Source organism: Acinetobacter sp. NIPH 1852, assembly GCF_022549455.1.
Taxonomy (GTDB): domain Bacteria; phylum Pseudomonadota; class Gammaproteobacteria; order Pseudomonadales; family Moraxellaceae; genus Acinetobacter.
In genome coordinates this window covers 57,352-75,432 of sequence record NZ_JAKZGG010000010.1, presented here as the reverse complement: position 1 = coordinate 75,432, position 18,081 = coordinate 57,352, and the positions used below count along the sequence as shown (strand labels likewise).

Sequence of the window (18,081 nt, the reverse complement as noted above, 5' to 3'; positions counted from 1 at the left end):
CAAAATCAATAGCTTGATAACCATTAAACCAGTTTTTGAATATTTAGAATGATATGAAAAATCAGATGATTGAATTTGTTTACTGGTCCAAGGAGAGGGCGCAGCGTTATCGAAACAAAGGTTACTGGATCGACCAACCTTTAACGCGAATTTTGACGGTAGGTGCTAAGTTGCATCCACATTCACCTGCGGTGATTTGTGGTGAACGACAGTTTAGTTATGCTGAATTGGATCAGCTATCAAGCAATTTGGCTTCGCGATTGGCTGAAATTGGCTTGGGTAAAGGTGATACCGCTTTGGTACAGCTTCCTAATGTGGCTGAATTTTATATTGTCTTTTTTGCATTGCTTAAGGTTGGTGTTGTACCACTAAATGCATTATATAGTCATCGGCAATATGAGCTGAATGCATTTGTTAGGCAAATTCAACCCAAGCTTTTAATTGGTTCACGGCAGCACGAAGTTTTTCGTAATAATCATTTTATTGATGCACTGCATGAGCATTGTCTAGCACCTGAGATCGTTCTCATGCTTAATCATCAGCCGACTGATTGTAGCTTGATTGAATGGATTGAAACAGCAGCGACAAGCGTTGTGGATATTGCGCCTACGCCTGCGGATGAGGTTGTATTTTTTCAACTATCAGGTGGAAGCACAGGAACACCGAAACTGATTCCACGTACACATAATGACTATGATTATAGTGTGAGAGCCAGTGCTGAGATATGTGGTTTAAGCCCAGCTACTCGGTTACTGTGTGCGTTGCCTGCACCTCATAATTTTATGTTGAGTTCACCAGGTGCATTGGGTGTTTTACATGCAGGAGGATGTGTTGTGATGGCACCTAATCCTGAACCGTTAAATTGCTTTGCACTGATCCAACAACATCAAGTCAATATGGCATCTTTAGTCCCTAGTGCTGTCATTATGTGGTTGGAAAAAGCACCTCAGTATCAGGCTCAAATCCAATCTTTGGCTTTGCTTCAGGTTGGTGGTGCAAGTTTTCCAGAATCTTTAGCACGTCAAGTGCCTAAGGTTTTGGGCTGTCAATTACAACAAGTCTTCGGAATGGCAGAGGGCTTGGTTAATTACACCCGATTAGATGATACAGATGAACAAGTTTTCACCACGCAAGGACGTCCAATCAGTCCTGATGATGAAATCAAAATTGTTGATGATCAGTATAGGGAAGTTCCAGAGGGAGAGGTTGGCATGCTTGCAACTCGTGGACCTTATACTTTTTGTGGTTATTATCAAAGTCCTGAGCACAATAGGCAGGTGTTTGATCAAGACGGATATTACTACTCAGGTGATCTTGTTCAACGTACTCCTGACGGTAATTTGCGTGTAGTAGGGCGGATTAAAGACCAGATCAATCGCGGTGGTGAAAAGATTGCATCAGAAGAGGTAGAAGAACTGATGCTTTTACATCCCGATGTTGTTCATGCAGCACTGGTCGCAATCAACGATGAGAAATTTGGTGAAAAGAGCTGTGCATTCATCGTTTCTCGTGCTCCTGAGCTCAAAGCTGTCATGCTTAGACGTCATCTCATGGAGCTGGGTATTGCACAATATAAGCTTCCAGACCAGATCCACTTCATTGAAAGTTTGCCACTTACCGCTGTAGGTAAGGTGGATAAAAAACAACTTCGCACAATTTTAAATACATCTATAACATCTTAAATAAATATTGAGCAGCATATGGCTATTTCAAAAATTTCGACCTATCTCATGCCTCAACCAGAGAGTTATCCAAATAACAAAACAGATTGGCAATTAGATCCTGCTAGAGCGGTTTTATTAATTCATGACATGCAACTTTACTTTTTGAATTTTTATGATGCTGAAAGTGAGTTGATTAAAACAGTGATTGATAATCTGGTTCAATTAAAAAATTGGGCACATCAGCACAATATTCCAGTTGTTTACACCGCACAGCCTTATGAGCAACCAGCTGAAGATCGCGCATTACTGAATGCAATGTGGGGACCTGGTTTGCCAGCCTCTACAATTGATCAGCAGAAAATTATTGATCAACTTTCTCCAGATCAACAAGATATTGTCTTAACCAAGTGGCGTTACAGTGCTTTTAAACGCTCAGACTTGCTTGAACGAATGCAAAATTGGAATCGTGATCAGCTCATTATTGGTGGTGTTTATGCACATATTGGTTGCATGATCACAGCTGTTGAAGCTTTCATGAGTGATATACAGCCATTTTTAGTCGGAGATGCAGTCGCTGATTTTTCAGAAGAAGAACACCGTTTGGCATTGCAATATGTATCTTCACGTTGTGGTCAAGTCATGGATACCGAATCTGTAGTGGGGCAGGTGGCAACAGGCATTACACGACCTTGGTTAGAGCAAAAGGTCCAGCAGCTCATTGAGGAAGATGAATTAGATCCAGAAGAAAATCTGATTCTTTATGGGTTGGACTCATTACGTATTATGCAGTTTTCTTCGGAACTCAAAGCGCAGGGAATCAATATTAGTTTCGAAGAATTAGGACGCACACCCACTTTATCAAATTGGTGGTCACTGGTTGATGCAAGGCAAAGGATTGCGGGATAAATGATTGGATTTATGTGGTACGAGGCAAATCCTAGTCGCTAATTTTATATACAAAATTTACATCTTTGATAGCGACTCCTTAGACGACTTGTAATCGTCATAGCAACGGAGCAAAAAATGATTTTATCGCCTGCTGATCAAGACCGAATCGAAAACTTTTGGAATTATTGTTTGAAGCATCAATATTTTAATATTGGCTATCCTGAGTCTGCAGATTTCGATTATTCCTCATTATTTCGTTTTTTCAAATTCTCTATTAATAATTGTGGTGATTGGAAAGATGACAGTAACTATGCCCTAAATTCCTTTGACTTTGAAAAGGATGTTATGCGCTATTTTGCTGAGTTTTTTCAAATTCCATTTGAAGAAAGCTGGGGATATGTAACCAATGGGGGGACTGAGGGTAATATGTTTGGGTGCTATCTGGCGCGTGAATTATTCCCAGACGCTACATTGTACTATTCAAAAGATACGCATTATTCAGTTTTGAAAATTGCTAAATTATTGCAAATGAAATCTTGTGTGATCGAGTCATTAGATAATGGTGAAATAAATTATGATGATTTAATCAACAAAATCCAAAACTCAAAAGAAAAGCACCCCATTATTTTTGCCAATATTGGAACAACCATGACAGGTGCTATCGATGATATTGAAATGATTCAAACGCGATTAGAGCAAATTGGATTTTTGCGGCAAGATTATTATATTCATGCTGATGCTGCACTCAGTGGCATGATTTTACCTTTTGTTGATCATCCTCAGGCATTTTCTTTTGCTGATGGAGTCGACTCGATTTGTGTGTCTGGTCATAAAATGATTGGTTCACCTATCCCTTGCGGCATTGTCGTGGCAAAACGTCAAAATGTAGGACGTATTGCAGTAGATGTTGACTATATCTCCACTCGTGATCAAACGATTAGTGGTTCGCGTAATGGGCACACGGTTTTACTTATGTGGGCTGCAATCCGAAGCCAAACATTTTTACAGAGACGGCAAAGAGTTCAACATTGCTTGAAAATGGCACAGTATGCAGTTGATCGCTTCCGAGCTGTTGGCATCAAAGCTTGGCGAAATCCCAATTCAATCACTGTGGTTTTTCCATGTCCTTCAGAGCGCGTATGGAAGAAGCATTATCTGGCCACTTCTGGAAATGTAGCTCATTTAATTACCACAGCACACCATCGTGACACTCGACAGATTGATCACTTAATCGACGACGTCATTTTTGATCTACAAGGTGCATCGAAACGTACTGTTGGTTTTTAATCATTTCTACGAATACGGTCTCATCGAATCAATCTTTATTTTGAGCTACAGCCAATCATCTAAAAATGTGCGGATATGACCGCTAGGAAATAACTTATGCAATTAAATATTCTAAAAAAACAGTTATTCAATGACGTTTTAATATCTTTATTTTTCATGATGAAAACAGGACAGCATAAGGATGGGGGTAACGAAAAGCTCATTCAGAATGCGGTTATTTTATTCAGTATAAAGCGAGCTGAATATGTGTGATTTAAAGTTATCTCAGGTGATGACAGAGCCATCTTTAGCCCCCGCACTGAAACCTGCATTTCCTAAATTATTGATCGGAACTTTAATTGCTGTGCTTTCAGGTTTAGCGATGCTAACTGCATTATGGGGAATGGTGCAACTCATTGGTAATTTGTCTGCTTATTGGGTCATCTTTTCTGTTACGTTTTGGGGTGTTGGCGCTGTATTCGCAGCACTTTCTTCATGGCTAGTACATGATGCTGAAGCTGGATTTTCAGCTCGTTTACGCCGTCAAGTGGTTCATCATCTTACTCGTTTACCTGCGACGACACTTGCCAAGCAAGGTGATCAAAAATTAAAGCGTTTAGTTTCAGATGATATTGCCACCTTACATCATATGGTGGCGCATTTACCTTCAGAAATTGCGATTTTTGTTGTGATTCCTGTGACTTCAATTGTTTTGCTGTTGTTATTGGTTGGTCCAATGGCACTTTGGGTGTTGTTACCCGGTACTATAGCTTCCCTGTATTATTTGATCGTCGTACCCCATGTCTCGAAACGGGATGGTGCTGCGCGGATGCAAGTCATGCTCGATATTATCGCCGCTGCTGATAATTATGCGCGTGGTATACGGGATAATCGAATCTATGGTCAACAGTCTGGTGCTTTAACCGCCTATACCCAGTCTGCACAACATTTTACTCAGAATATGGTTTCTTGGGTAAGCAAAGTGGCAACACTTGCTGCTGTCGCAACCGCCTTATTACAGGCCGTTGCAACTTTTGCAATTGCTTATCTTGTGGCTTATCAATATGACAGCATGACATTGGCTGCAACACTTTTTTTTAGTCTGGCGATCGTGACACCTTCGTTGCGCTTAGGGCATGGACTGGATTATGTGGCTGCTGGACGAGCAGCGGCTACTCGTTTAGCTCTATTTTTAAAAGAACCAACGCTCCCATCGGGACATATACAACAGCTTGAAGGCTATGCCCCTCTTGAAATTGTAGAGGCAAGCTTCGTTATTGATGGCCAATCAGTGTTTGAGCAAATGAGTTATTCATTTCCACCTCAATCAATCACGGCCATTACAGGACCTAGTGGTGTTGGAAAAACAACACTTCTTAGAGCACTTGCTGGTTTAGCGGTATTAGAAGAAGGTGTTGTCCGAGTTGCAGAAACGGATTTATCTGAATTACATGAAACGTTGCGACATCAAAAGATTTTATTTATCCCTCAAGGTGGCGATGTATTAGCGACAACAGTCAGACAAAATTTGGTCTTATCTGCAGTTGATGCAACTGATGAACAGCTTGAACAGGCGTTGTTCAAGGCTCAATTAAAAGTAGATCTGGATGCAGATGCAAGTTTACTTTCAGGTGGTGAAAAACAGCGCGTCGGCATTGCTCGTGCATTTTTATCATCAGCGTCGGTTATTTTATTAGATGAACCAACAAGTGCACTGGATGATGCCAATACTGAGAGGTTAATGCTTGAATTAAATGATCTCGCCAAAAAACAAAATAAAACGATTGTCATTGTCACACATGATTTAGCTTTGGCTGCTGGCGTAGACAGTAGGTTAGTGCTTGATGCAATCAATGATGCAGGGAGAACTCTATGAATACTGTAGCTAAATTAAACCATGAACAGATTTTTTCAAAGCTTCCTCCTGCTGCCAGACATAAATTAATTGCTGTTGGAATGGGATGGGTTTTTGTTGCAGCAATTGAAGCAATTGCTTATACCGTACTTGCATTTGCTATGGTGTATCACTGGTCTCCTATAGGCGTTGTGATCAGTGCAATTGTCGCTATTTTGGTGACAGTGATGGTTACTCGTGCAGGTTTTCTTACTGGTGTTCGTTTGGCTGGAGATTTATTTGAAGAATTGGGTCGATCTTTAGCTCGCGCCAAACTTTCTTGGTTTAGCAATGAACAGCGAACTCAAGTTGCGGCGATGGCAGGTCAGGGAATACCCGGATTTATGAGCGTTCCTGCACATCAACTGCAAACATTTTTACATGCGCCATTTATGCCGTTGTTCTTATTGGTTGGAATCGCATTACTTGCGGGGTTACGAACTGCACTGGTTGCTTTGGTTTTGGTTTTGCTCTCGTTATTGGCACAATTCCTTGCGCAACGTTCACTGATGCGTACCGACGAAAAACGTAATCGTGTTGATTTAGCTGCTTCGCAAGCAACCTTAGAGTTGGTGGATCATATTGAGTTATTGCGAACAGCAGCAGGTCCAGTCGGTGCGGTTCAACGAATTGAGCATCGTTGGCAAGAACAAGAAGAGACATTATTTCGTATTAATCGTGCTGCAGCATTTGCAAATTTTGTTGCAACCTTTGCAAGTGTTTTACCTATTGCTGGGATGGCAATCTTTCTCGTACTAACAGGTAGTCATAATGCTGCGCTAGTGCTGGCACTCTTGATATTGATTGGACGTGCGTCAGCCCCTTTAGCTGAACTCGCCGTGGCAGGTTTGCATATCAACGATTTGATTTCGTCTTTGCGAAACTTTAATCAGATCACACATCCACTGGAGTTAGCTAAGCCATTGCAAGCTCAAACTCCTGTTGGTTTTGATATTTCGATAAAAAGCATCAGTTATGCGCCTGCACTTAAACATATTAGTTTTGATATTCCATTCGGGAGTAGAGTATGGGTAACAGGACCAAGTGGGAGTGGTAAAAGTTCATTATTAGAATTGTTGATGCGGTTCGATGATCCTCAAAAAGGAAAAATTACTTTTGGTGGAATATCTTTAGATCAAATGAATGATGAGGATTTGGTCGCAAACATTGCTTATGTCACCCAAGAGCCGATTCTATTCACGGGAAACCTCGCGGAAAATATTAGGCTGGGAAAACCTGACGCCAGCCCAGAAGAAGTAGAAACTGTCGCTAGGAGGGTGGAATTGGGAACGGTTATTGATCGTAGTTCAGAAGGGATCAATCAATCAGTCGGACAACAAGGTGCAGCATTGTCAGGAGGAGAGCGTCAACGTGTTGCGATTGCCCGTGCATTACTCAAAGATGCGCCAATTTTAATACTAGATGAAGCGACCTCTGCTTTAGATGAAAAGACTGAGCAAGCAATTGTTGCCGAAATCTGTGGTCTGTCTTCTACCGTTATTTTCGTTACCCATCGTGATGCAACGATTTGGCAACCAACCGAAACCCTAACTTTAACCGACCTGACTTAATTATTGTTCAGCCCTTGAGTCTTTTGCAACGCTTAGGGGCTGTAGGATCATTAAAATGAATAAAGATCAATATAATATGTTCTGTTTACCGCCTGCAGGGAGTAGTGCGAGTATTTATCATCCATGGAAGAAGCAGATATCTGACAATATTCGTATTATTCCTATTGAATATTCGGGTCATGGGCTAAAAATAAATGAACCGTTGCTTGATGAACCTGATCTATTGGCGATGCAAATTGCCAATGAAATAGAAGCTTACCCCGAAACCGCGTTTATTTTATTTGGACATAGTGTGGGAGGTGGTTTGATCTGGAAAGTACTCAATTATTTGGATGAAAAACCAGTGATTGATCAGTTGAAATTGATTGCAATCAGTAGTCGTCCAGAACATAGTTATATCCAACATATGCGTTATAAACATGCGTTGACGGATAAAGAAATTATAAATGAATTAAAGCGATATAATAATTTCCCCGATGAAATCCTAAATAATCCTGAGGCAATGACTTTTTTCCTCAGAATTATTCGAAATGATTTTTATCTAAGTAGTCAATTGTTGGGTGAAAGACTGAGTAAAACGAAAGTTCCTGTCATAGCATTTTATGGTAAAGATGATCCTGATATTCCAAACAAAATAATGATGGATGCATGGCAGCAACACACAGACAATTGGTTAGGTAGTGTTGAGTTGGACGGAGATCATTTTTATTTTTTAAATCCCGAGACACGAATAAAAATGCTTAAAAAAATTTCACAAACAGTAGAAAAACTGACGTTAAATGTCGCTTGATATGCACGCCATTCCTGAGACAACAGATTGGAATACACAGTCCATACAATCCTTGGATCATTTCAATATTCAACATGAAAAAATAACGCGCTGCGGATTAGAAATACATAACATTCAAGTTGAACAATTAACAACGCTAGCTCAGCTTGATGACCTCTATCAGCATTTTAATATCTTTTTTCCTCCTAATATAAAGAATGCAGGGTTAATTCGACAGTTAGAGTTTTTTACGGGACGTCTGGCTGCGAAATGCGCCTTACATGATCTGAATTTGCAGGATTGTGTTATTCATCAAGGTCACCAAGGTGAACCAATATGGCCTGACGCTGTTATTGGAAGCATTAGTCATGTCAGTACTCAGCGTTTATGTTGTGCTATTGCATATGCTCAAAATCATAATTGTGCTGATAAGACGTTTGGGATCGACATAGAATCGAAAAGGTGCCAAAGTTTTTTTCAACAGAATGATGAAATTTACCATGTTTTTCTGAGTAAAGATGAGCAAGCAGCTCTTGCAAATATAGGCTTTCAAAAACCTGATTTATATTTGCTGGTATTTTCTGCAAAAGAGAGTGTGATCAAGGCTTTTTATATTAAGTATAATCAAATCATTGATTTTAAATTAATTAATTTTAATGGGATTGTGGGGGATTTTATTTATTTTCGTATTCATCCCGTTTCCTCACTGAAGAATATCAGTGTAACCAAAGTTCATTTTTTCGATACAGATAACGAGATAATTACAATTTCTTGCATTTAAAACACTACACATTATTGATAATGATAATCATTTGTATTAATGTGTTTAAGCACTTATACATTTCCTATATTTAGAAGAAGCAACACTAAATCCGCTTGAAAAAATCAATGCGAGAGGCAACTTAAACATGATGCAAACTAAAACATCCGCAGAGCAAAACTTAGAGCATAATGATCAGCAGAAATTTTCATGTTTTTCTACGAAAAATTATCATTTAACGGTGAATGACTTTGTTAAGACAATCAATACACCTGCTGCAAATATCACATTGTTTAATGATGAAATTGCCAAGTGTTTTGATGAGATGAAAAGACAGGGTAGTCGTAATCCGATTCTGATCGGTGCAATCCCTTTTGATATTACAAAGAAAAGTAGCCTAAATTTTTACGCTGATTATCAAAAAAAACCACAAAAAACATCGAATTTTCATCCGTTGCGAGATCGTGATCAAGTTGAAGTCATAAATAAATCACTATTAATTCAACGTCAAAAGTTTGAAGGAGCAGTGCAGCTCGCTCTAAATGCTTTTGAGGCAAAAAAGGTTGAAAAAGTAGTTCTTTCTCAAGCTGTTGAGTATGAATTTGATCATCAGCAAAAACCTGAAAATTTGCTAAGTGCGTTATTAAAACAAAATCCAAATGCCTATAATTTTGTGATTCCCGTAGAGCATAATCATTATATTTTAGGTGCCAGCCCAGAATTACTTTTATCGAAACAGGATCGCATTGTAAGTAGTAACCCTTTGGCAGGATCTAGACCTAAATCCAATATTTCAGAAAAAGATTTGTGTAGTAAACAAGAATTACATCATTCGGAAAAAGATCAGAATGAGCATCGAATCGTGGTCGAAAACATACTTAAAAATCTAGTGAGTTACTGTGTTGAGCTTAAAGTTTCTGAATTTCCCGATATCTTAGAAACCTCAACCATGTTGCATTTATCATCTGAGTTTCAAGGTGTTCTCAAAAGACAAGCACCCAATGCACTCAATCTTGCATTGGAGTTACATCCGACACCCGCTGTATGCGGTTCACCCACAGATGTGGCTAAGCAATTTATCTTAGATCATGAAGGTTATGATCGGCATTATTACACAGGCTTGGTGGGGTGGATGGATGCAGATGGTAATGGAGAGTGGGTTGTCACTATTCGTTGTGGTTTGCTCAGTGAAAATAAAATGCGCGTGTATGCGGGTGCAGGAATTGTTAAGGGATCTGATGCTGAAGCAGAATGGTTTGAAACCGAAGCAAAAATGCAAACGATGTTAAATATTTTTAATTCAAACAGTGCTGTTTGATGATGAGTCCTGATCAGTCTTGGCATGATATAGCGTGTCTGGGCTGATCAGTACATGCTAGGTAAAAAATTTATAATGAGAATTTGATTGTGAATATGACTGAGAAAAAGATTGCATGGGTTGTTGGAGTAAACCAAGGAATTGGACTAGAAGTCATGCAGCGTTTATATGCTGAAAATATACAGGTGGTCGGTATAGATAAAGCAAAAGATCAAGTCCCTGAGCATTTTAAGGAAATGATATATGTTTGTGATATACGTGATGAACAGCAAATCGCTAAACTCTGTCGTACCTTATTGTTAGAGAGTCCTCCAGACTATTTTATCCATGTCGCTGGGGTTTTACATTTGGGTGAACATGATGAAATTTCGTTTGCACAATGGAGAGAAACATTTGAGGTCAATCTATTTTCACCATTTCATTTTTTTCGCCATTTAAGTCCATATTTTAAAAAGAAAATGATGGGAAATGTGGTCATCATTTCATCTAATTCAACAAAAGTACCCCGCATGAGTATGTCTGCATACGGTGCATCAAAATCTGCACTCACATATTTCACCAAAACAGTGGCGCTTGAACTCGCTCAGTATGGTGTACGCGTTAATATTATTTCCCCAGGTTCAACAGCGACGGCTATGCAATATCAATTATGGGAAAATGCTCAGGGTGAACAGAATACAATTCTAGGTAATCTTGCGCAGTTTAAGGTGGGGATACCGTTAAAGAAAATTGCGAAAGTAAGTGATATTGCCAATGCAGTCATGTTTTTCATTGGTGAGCAATCATCCCATATTACGATGCATGATTTAGTTGTTGATGGTGGAGCAACATTGGGCGGTTGATTTTATAGTAGGTTTTCAATTGAATCTCTCAACTATCTTATCGATGGTTGAGAGATTTTTGTTGATGTTGTAGAAAAATGACAACTGATATAACTCTGTATTGTATTAATAAATAAACTTAGAAATTTTATCTGCGCTTTCAAGGACTGCATCTGCAATTTCATTTCTAAAATAATCCTCTTCATACGTACCGAGCGGGCAACTTACAGACAATACGGCTGTAACTTTACCTGTGGATTGTTTAAAAATGGGCACAGCACAGGCGGCCATATCGTGATTGTAATGCCCCCAACTCACCATCGATCGTTGTGTTTTTACAAAGCTGAGGCGTTGAAGCAGTTCTTTAAGATTTTTCGGCGTCAGTTCTGAAAAGGTTTCCCATTGATTAAAACTTTTATAGCGATCACGAATCTCTGTTTCTGCTAAGTCTGCCAATAACATTTGCCCGATGACTGTTGCATGAGCGGGCCAACGTGTACCTAAACCAATATTGCTGCTAAATGTTCCATTCGATTGCACATTATTGATAAAGACAATATGTGTACCTTCCAAAATAGATAAATGTACCGCAAGTTTGGTTTGATCGCGCAGCTCTTTCATTAAAGGGGTGGCTAGATCCAATAAAGATTGTTTGGATAGGCTATTGAAACCGAGTTCCATCACTTTTGAATCTAAAGCATAGGTTTTTTGTGATGCTTTTCTGAGGAAACCACAGGATTCTAAGGTGTAGATCAGACGGAAAGCGCTAGAACGGTTTACGTCTAAAATTTCAGCAATTTCCGTGATGGTCATTTCTTGAGTTTGCTGATTAAAAGCTTGCAAAATTGCCAGACCACGTACCAAGCCGGGTACTAAATAACGGTCATCATTTTTTATTAGATCAGATTCTTGAGAGTCTGTTTCAACACTTGAATTCATCGACTTAATTTTCCTGTAAAAACGCTAATTAGCAAATTTCATTTTCTTAATGTTTCTATTGTAACTGCAAAATTGATGCAGAAGATAGTTTTATATATAAAACCTAATTTCACAAGTAAAACGTAAAATAATGTGTAATAAATATCAAGTATATGAATAATAACAATATATATAGTTTGACAAAAAAATGAGCATAGGGGTATTCTTAATAAAAGTTTGTTATATCAAATTATGTTTTATATATAAAACAAATGAGGATGCAAGGATGAGTTGGATCTCAGTTTGTCAGCAAGACGACATCACCGAAGACGAGCCAAAAGCCATAGAAGTCGACGGTAAAAAAATTGGGGTATTTTTCATCGATGAAAATTACTTCGCTATTGAAAATGTATGCCCACACGCCTACGCCTTATTAACAGAAGGCTTTATTGAAGATCAAACCGTGGAATGCCCATTGCATGAAGCAATTTTTGATATTCAAACAGGTGAATTGAAAAGTGGTCCGGGATGCCGAAATTTGTGTACTTATCCCGTACGTGTTGAAGGGCAGGACGTTCAAATTCAACTATAAGTCATATTTATAAGGATGGAATCTCATGAAAACATTTAATGAGAAGCTCGCGAACTGGATTCATGCCACGCCAGCGACAGAAGCAGGGATTAACAATATTCAAATACCGGGACAGCCAGAACTTTTGGTTTGGCAAACGCGTTATAAAGAACCAACGGTTTATGAGCAAGACTTTGTTCAGCACTTAATCAGCGCATTTTCATCAGGTGTAACCGAACTTGCAGATTTGGTTCAGTCTTTAAACCAACAAGGTTTTCGTTGTGAGTCTGGTGAACTTTGGACTTCTGAATCATTCTCAGAAGAAATGCAACGTTTAGGTTATTGATTCAAGGAAGAATAGTGATGAACGCAGCAGTATTAGCCACGCCAAGTGTCGAAGAGTATTTAGATTTAGGTTTACGTGATCAATGGCATCCAGTGCTTGCAAGTTGGGAAGTTGCAGCAAATCCAGTGGGGATCACTCGTTTAGGTGAAAATATTGTGGTTTGGCGTGATGACCAAGGTCAAGTCCATGCCTTAGAGGATCGTTGTCCACATCGTGGTGCGCGTCTTTCTTTGGGCTGGAATCTTGGAAATCGTGTGGCTTGTTGGTATCACGGTGTAGAAGTTCGCCATGATGGCGTGGTCGAAGATGTACCAGCTGTTCATGAATGTCCAATGAAAGGCACTCAATGTATTAAAAGTTATCCAGTAATTGAAGCACATGGTGCAATTTTTCTTTGGTTCGGTATTGATGCAAATGAAGAACCGAAAGCACTCGATTTTCCTGAACAACTTGCGAGTGAAGACTGGAGTGCATTTCTTTGCCAAGCAGATTGGAAAGTGAATCATCAATATGCGATTGATAATGTGATGGATCCGATGCATGGCAGTTATTTGCATTGTACTTCGCACTCAATGGCTGAAGGAGATCGCACCGCAGAAATGAAGCACCGTTCAACTGAGCATGGTTTTATTTTTGAAAAGGAAGGTCAAGTTGGTGTCAATTTCGACTGGGTTGAATATGCCAATACGGGTGCAAGCTGGTTACGTCTCTCGATTCCTTATCGCAAAGATTTTGGTCCGGGTGGTGAGTTCTGGATTGTGGGTTACGCAACACCGATTGATGCCAATAATACTCGCGTATTCTTCTGGCGTTGCCGTAAAGTTAGTGGTTGGCAACGTAATGTGTGGCGCTTCCTTTATCGCAATCATTTAGAAAAACTGCATTGGGATGTATTGGAACAAGATCGCATTATTTTAGAAAACCTTGCACCGAATGCACGCCAACAAGAATTCCTCTATCAACATGATGTCGGTTTGTCTCGTTTACGCCGTTTAATGAAAAAAGAAGCAGAAAAGCAGTTAAAGAAAATTGCCGCGTTGAATAGCTCAAACCGTATTGAAATGCAGGAAGAAGCGCATGGTTAATGTCGCATTGTTACAAGGTAAAAAAGTCCTTGTCACTGGTGCGGCAAGAGGCTTGGGGCGAGATTTTGTGCAAGCAATTGCAGAAGCAGGCGCTCAAGTCGTCATGGCAGATATCCTAACCGATCTTGTGCAGACAGAAGCAGCCACTTTGCAGGCACAGGGTTTAAACGTAGAAGCTGTCACGATTGACTTGGCGAATGAAGATTCGATTGAACAAGCTGTTCAGCACACCGTTGAATATTTAGGTGCAATAGATGGCTTGGTGAATTGTGCTGCACTTGCAACCAATGTCGGTGGCAAAAGCATGATGGATTATGACGCTGAACTTTGGGATAGGGTGATGAGTATCAATGTCAAAGGCACTTGGTTGGTGACAAAGGCTTGTGTGCCTTATCTCAAACACTCTGAAGCTGGCAAAGTCATTAATGTGGCATCGGATACAGCACTCTGGGGTGCACCAAATCTGATGGCCTATGTGGCAAGTAAAGGTGCTTTATTAGCAATGACTCGTTCAATGGCGAGAGAGTTAGGGCAGTTCAATATTTGTATTAATACGCTTTCACCGGGACTAACTTTGGTAGAAGCCACCGAATATGTGCCACAAGAGCGTCATGATTTATACGTCAATGGTCGTGCCATTCAACGACAGCAGTTACCGCAGGATTTAAACGGAACAGCCTTGTATTTATTATCGGATTTGTCCTCGTTTGTGACGGGACAGAATATTCCAGTAAATGGCGGTTTTGTCTTTAATTAAGGAGTTGTCTCATGATTACAGGGATTGAGATTTTAAAGTTTGGCGTTGAGGACAGAGCTGCTTCGAATAAATTTTTGGCAGACTTTGGTTTAACGCAAAGTAGTTCGGATATCGAAGGTGCTGATCTTTATCAAACCCAAAATGGCAGCAAGATTTATTTGTTTGATTGTGATGATACACGTTTACCTCCAGCAATCGAGTCAGGATCAACCTTACGCGAAGTGACATGGGGCGTTGATCAACCTGAAGAAGATTTGTCTGATTTAGCTGTTCGATTGAAAGAGGTTGATGGTTTTCAGACAACAGCAGAAGCCGTGCAATGTATTGATCCTAATGGGATGACCATTCGCTTTCAGAAAAGTTTTACCCAAGAAATACCTGCGTTAAGAACCGAAGGGATCAATCAGTACGGAACAGTCAATCGTATCAATGCTGCTAGTCCTGTTTATGAGAAAGGTCAACCTGTTGCGATTGGTCATGTGGTGTTCTTTACTCCAGATTTGGAAAAAACCGAAAAGTTCTATATTGAGAAGCTTGGTTTTTACTTATCTGATGCATATCGCAATCGTGGTGCATTTTTACGCTGCCGAGGCAAGGGGTATCATCATGATTTGTTCTTACTTTCAGTACCCAATAAACCCGCAGGTCTAAATCACGTTGCCTTTGTGGTACGTGATATTCATGAAGTGATTGGTGGTGGGTTAAATATGAATCGTTCTGAATGGTCGACTTTTATCGGTCCGGGACGTCATCCGATTTCTTCGGCTTACTTTTGGTATGTCAACTCGCCATTAGGTGGTGCGTTTGAGTATTACACCAATGATGATTATTTGACTGAAGAATGGCAACCACGGGTTGAAGAACATTGTTTAGAACTATTCACTGAATGGGCGATTGAAGGCGGTCTTGATGATCATACCCGTCGTCAAGTCAAACCTGCATAAGACTTAATCGGGCAGGGAGATCAAGCTATGGAAAGAATCGTAATCGTGGGTGCCGGGCAGGCAGCCGGTTGGGCGGTAAGCACGCTACGTCAAAATGGATACTCAGGTGAGATTCATGTGGTATCCAATGAAGATCAAGTGTTTTACGAGCGTCCACCACTTTCTAAACAGGTGCTATCAAAAGAAGCCAGTTATGAAAGTCTGCATCTGTTTTCTCCAGAGCAAATGCAAGAATTTAACATTCAGTGGCATAAGCCTGCTGTGGCGACCCAAGTTGATCGTCAGCAGAAACATGTGGTCTTGGAAAGTGGTCAAATTTTACCTTATGACAAGTTATTGATCGCAACAGGGAGTCGTGCACGTATTCCAGTCAATACATGGCAGTTCATCCCAAATGTGGTGACTTTACGTAATGTGCAAGATTGTGAGCGTTTAGCTGAAATCTTACAACATTCGCAAAAACTAGCGGTGGTTGGCGGTGGTTGGATTGGTCTTGAAATTGCAGCAACGGCACGGAAACAAGGCAAAGAGGTTCATATTTTTGAATATGGTGATCGTCTCTGTGCTCGTAGTGTCAGTCCTGATGTATCTGATTTCTTGAAACAGATGCATGAACAACAAGGCACTCAGATTCATTTGAATAGTAAAAATTTGCATTTGATTGAAGCCGGTCATCAGAAAGTTGAAGTGGTGAATCATCCAAATGTAAGTGAATTATTTGATTGTGTGGTGGTTGGCGCTGGTGCTGATATTGCCAAAGAACTGGGTGTCAATGCAGGCTTGGAAGTCAAAGATGGCATCGTGGTGAATTGTTTTGGGCAAACCTCCGATCAAGATATTTATGCCGCAGGCGATGTTGCAACTCATCCAATGCTTGGATATTGCATTCAGTCTTGGGCAAATGCTCAGAATCAAGCGATCGCAGCAGCGAAGTCGATGTTAGGTATGGATACTGAATATGCTGATATTCCTTGGCTTTGGTCCGATCAATATCACTTCAATATTCAAATTTTAGGGACTTATCAGCCTGAAAGAACCAAGCAGATCGTGGTACGTAAAAGTACGGATGATCAATGTAGTTATCTTTATTTAGACGATCAAAATTGCTTAATCAATATGATCGCAATCAATGATTCAAAACTGGTCAAACTGGCTAAACGTTGGATGCAGTCCAATACCATTTTAGACCCAAAATTATTAGCAGACCCTGAATTTAATGTCATGAAATTAAAACCATAAACATTAAATCCGGTTCATGACTCAATCGAAGGAATGAAGTATGAGTAATGAAGTGAAAAGTGGATGGAAGCATTGGGTTCCAGCTTTCGTTCTGATGGTATGTGTTGTTCTCGCATTTTTCGACAAAATCAGTATTGCGGTTTTGTTTGCGGATCCAACCTTCCAAGGCGCAATGGAGATTGCAGAGAACAAAGCCAAACTCGGATGGTTAATGACCAGTTTCTTGCTGGCTTACGGTTTTTCATCTGTATTCCTCAGTTTCCTTGGCGATATTTTTGACCCAAAGAAAATGCTGTTTTGGAGTGTCGCCTCTTGGGGTGTGCTTATGTTGTGCATGGGCTTTACCACCAGTTATGCAGGGATGTTGTTCTTACGTATTTTGCTCGGTTTAGCTGAAGGGCCTTTATTCGCTTTGGCTTATACCATTGTGAAACAAACTTATACCGATCGTCAGCAAGCACGTGCCTCGACCATGTTTTTGTTGGGAACACCGATTGGTGCTTTCCTTGGTTTTCCGATCACTGCTGCGGTATTGGCAAAATATGATTGGCATACCACATTCTTTGTGATGGCCGCTCTAACACTTGTTGCTTTGTTTGCGATCATTATTGGTTTACGTGATTTAAAGCTTAAGAAAACCATTGAACTGCAATCCACCAGCAAGCGCGTCAATTTCAAAGGTCATATTCAGAACACCAAAGTTTTATTACAGAACCGTTCATTTTGGTTGGTCTGTATCTTCAATATTGCATTGATGACGTATTTGTGGGGATTAAACAGTTGGGTGCCTTCTTATTTAATCCAAGACAAAGGTTTCAACCTTAAAGAGTTTGGAATGTATTCAAGCTTGCCATTCATTGCAATGTTGATTGGTGAAATCGTCGGTGCATTCCTTTCTGATAAGACAGGTCGCCGTGCAATTCAAGTTTTTGGTGGTTTATTGGTCGCAGGTATTTTCATGTACGTGATGGTACTGATGACTGATCCAATCTTGGTGATTGCTGCGATGTCTTTCAGTGCGATGGCTTGGGGTTTTGGTGTGGCATCTGTATTCGCTTTGCTCGCTCGTGTAACTACGGCTGACGTCGGTGCAACTGCGGGTGGGATTTTCAATGGAATGGGTAATTTTGCCAGTGCAATTGCACCTGTTCTGATTGGTTACATCGTAATGCAAACACATAGTTTTAATTTAGGAATTACCTTCTTGGCAGCAGTCGCCGTTCTTGGATCGTTCTTCTTGCTTCCTTTATTGAAACGTTATTAATCAAAA

The 18,081-nt window shown here is 40.1% G+C and carries 17 protein-coding genes; 16 read left to right on the top strand and 1 reads right to left on the bottom strand.

The genetic code is table 11. The annotated features are described in order from the left end of the window. The first annotated feature begins 53 nt into the window (after positions 1–53). The 9 genes from basE (at position 54) to dhbA (ending at position 10,972) form a co-directional block, all read left to right on the top strand. Positions 54–1,682 (top strand): (2,3-dihydroxybenzoyl)adenylate synthase BasE, encoded by a 1,629-nt coding sequence (basE, locus tag MMO38_RS09840; RefSeq protein ID WP_241323413.1) that lies wholly within the window; start codon positions 54–56, stop codon positions 1,680–1,682. Positions 1,683–1,700: 18 nt separating this feature from the next. Continuing rightward, positions 1,701–2,570, top strand: a complete 870-nt coding sequence (locus tag MMO38_RS09835) for an isochorismatase (protein ID WP_241323412.1) — start codon at positions 1,701–1,703, stop codon at positions 2,568–2,570. Positions 2,571–2,687: 117 nt separating this feature from the next. Further along, the gene (locus tag MMO38_RS09830; RefSeq protein WP_241323411.1) at positions 2,688–3,839 is read left to right on the top strand and encodes a histidine decarboxylase; all 1,152 of its coding nucleotides are present in this window, start codon (positions 2,688–2,690) and stop codon (positions 3,837–3,839) included. A 244-nt stretch (positions 3,840–4,083) separates the two neighbouring features. Beyond that, entirely contained in the window at positions 4,084–5,694 is a 1,611-nt protein-coding gene (locus tag MMO38_RS09825; protein WP_241323410.1) for an ABC transporter ATP-binding protein, read from the top strand. After that, a complete protein-coding gene (locus MMO38_RS09820) occupies positions 5,691–7,283 on the top strand; it encodes an ABC transporter ATP-binding protein (RefSeq protein ID WP_241323409.1) in 1,593 nt (530 codons plus the stop codon). The genes MMO38_RS09825 and MMO38_RS09820 overlap by 4 nt, the downstream gene beginning before the upstream one ends. Before the next feature lie 55 nt (positions 7,284–7,338). Further along, positions 7,339–8,073, top strand: coding sequence for an alpha/beta fold hydrolase (locus MMO38_RS09815; RefSeq protein ID WP_241323408.1), 735 nt, complete (start codon positions 7,339–7,341; stop codon positions 8,071–8,073). Continuing rightward, positions 8,063–8,833 (top strand): 4'-phosphopantetheinyl transferase superfamily protein, encoded by a 771-nt coding sequence (locus tag MMO38_RS09810; protein WP_277602843.1) that lies wholly within the window; start codon positions 8,063–8,065, stop codon positions 8,831–8,833. The genes MMO38_RS09815 and MMO38_RS09810 overlap by 11 nt, the downstream gene beginning before the upstream one ends. A gap of 127 nt (positions 8,834–8,960) precedes the next feature. Continuing rightward, positions 8,961–10,130 (top strand): isochorismate synthase, encoded by a 1,170-nt coding sequence (locus MMO38_RS09805; protein WP_241323407.1) that lies wholly within the window; start codon positions 8,961–8,963, stop codon positions 10,128–10,130. Positions 10,131–10,225: 95 nt separating this feature from the next. Continuing rightward, positions 10,226–10,972 carry a 2,3-dihydro-2,3-dihydroxybenzoate dehydrogenase gene (dhbA, locus tag MMO38_RS09800; RefSeq protein WP_241323406.1) on the top strand — a complete coding sequence of 249 codons (747 nt, stop codon included), beginning with the start codon at positions 10,226–10,228 and terminating at the stop codon, positions 10,970–10,972. A gap of 105 nt (positions 10,973–11,077) precedes the next feature. On the opposite strand, the gene MMO38_RS09795 is transcribed toward dhbA, so the two are convergent. Next, positions 11,078–11,890, bottom strand: coding sequence for an IclR family transcriptional regulator (locus MMO38_RS09795; RefSeq protein WP_241323405.1), 813 nt, complete (start codon positions 11,888–11,890; stop codon positions 11,078–11,080). A gap of 265 nt (positions 11,891–12,155) precedes the next feature. On the opposite strand from MMO38_RS09795, the gene MMO38_RS09790 reads away from it, so the two are divergent. The 7 genes from MMO38_RS09790 to MMO38_RS09760 are packed head-to-tail and all read left to right on the top strand — an operon-like array spanning position 12,156 to position 18,075. Beyond that, positions 12,156–12,461, top strand: coding sequence for a non-heme iron oxygenase ferredoxin subunit (locus tag MMO38_RS09790; RefSeq protein WP_004671931.1), 306 nt, complete (start codon positions 12,156–12,158; stop codon positions 12,459–12,461). A gap of 25 nt (positions 12,462–12,486) precedes the next feature. After that, a complete protein-coding gene (locus tag MMO38_RS09785) occupies positions 12,487–12,786 on the top strand; it encodes a recombinase-like helix-turn-helix domain-containing protein (RefSeq protein ID WP_005196191.1) in 300 nt (99 codons plus the stop codon). A 17-nt stretch (positions 12,787–12,803) separates the two neighbouring features. Next, positions 12,804–13,871, top strand: coding sequence for an aromatic ring-hydroxylating dioxygenase subunit alpha (locus tag MMO38_RS09780; protein ID WP_241323404.1), 1,068 nt, complete (start codon positions 12,804–12,806; stop codon positions 13,869–13,871). Beyond that, positions 13,864–14,628: an SDR family oxidoreductase gene (locus tag MMO38_RS09775; RefSeq protein WP_241323403.1), complete on the top strand. Its 765-nt coding sequence runs from the start codon at positions 13,864–13,866 to the stop codon at positions 14,626–14,628. Before MMO38_RS09780 ends, MMO38_RS09775 begins: the two co-directional genes overlap by 8 nt. 11 nt (positions 14,629–14,639) lie before the next feature. After that, on the top strand, positions 14,640–15,572 hold the full coding sequence (locus MMO38_RS09770; protein ID WP_241323402.1) for a VOC family protein: 933 nt from the start codon (positions 14,640–14,642) through the stop codon (positions 15,570–15,572). A 27-nt stretch (positions 15,573–15,599) separates the two neighbouring features. Then, on the top strand, positions 15,600–16,811 hold the full coding sequence (locus MMO38_RS09765; protein ID WP_241323401.1) for an FAD-dependent oxidoreductase: 1,212 nt from the start codon (positions 15,600–15,602) through the stop codon (positions 16,809–16,811). 40 nt (positions 16,812–16,851) lie between these two features. Further along, entirely contained in the window at positions 16,852–18,075 is a 1,224-nt protein-coding gene (locus MMO38_RS09760; protein WP_005196202.1) for an MFS transporter, read from the top strand. The last annotated feature ends 6 nt before the right edge of the window (positions 18,076–18,081 follow it).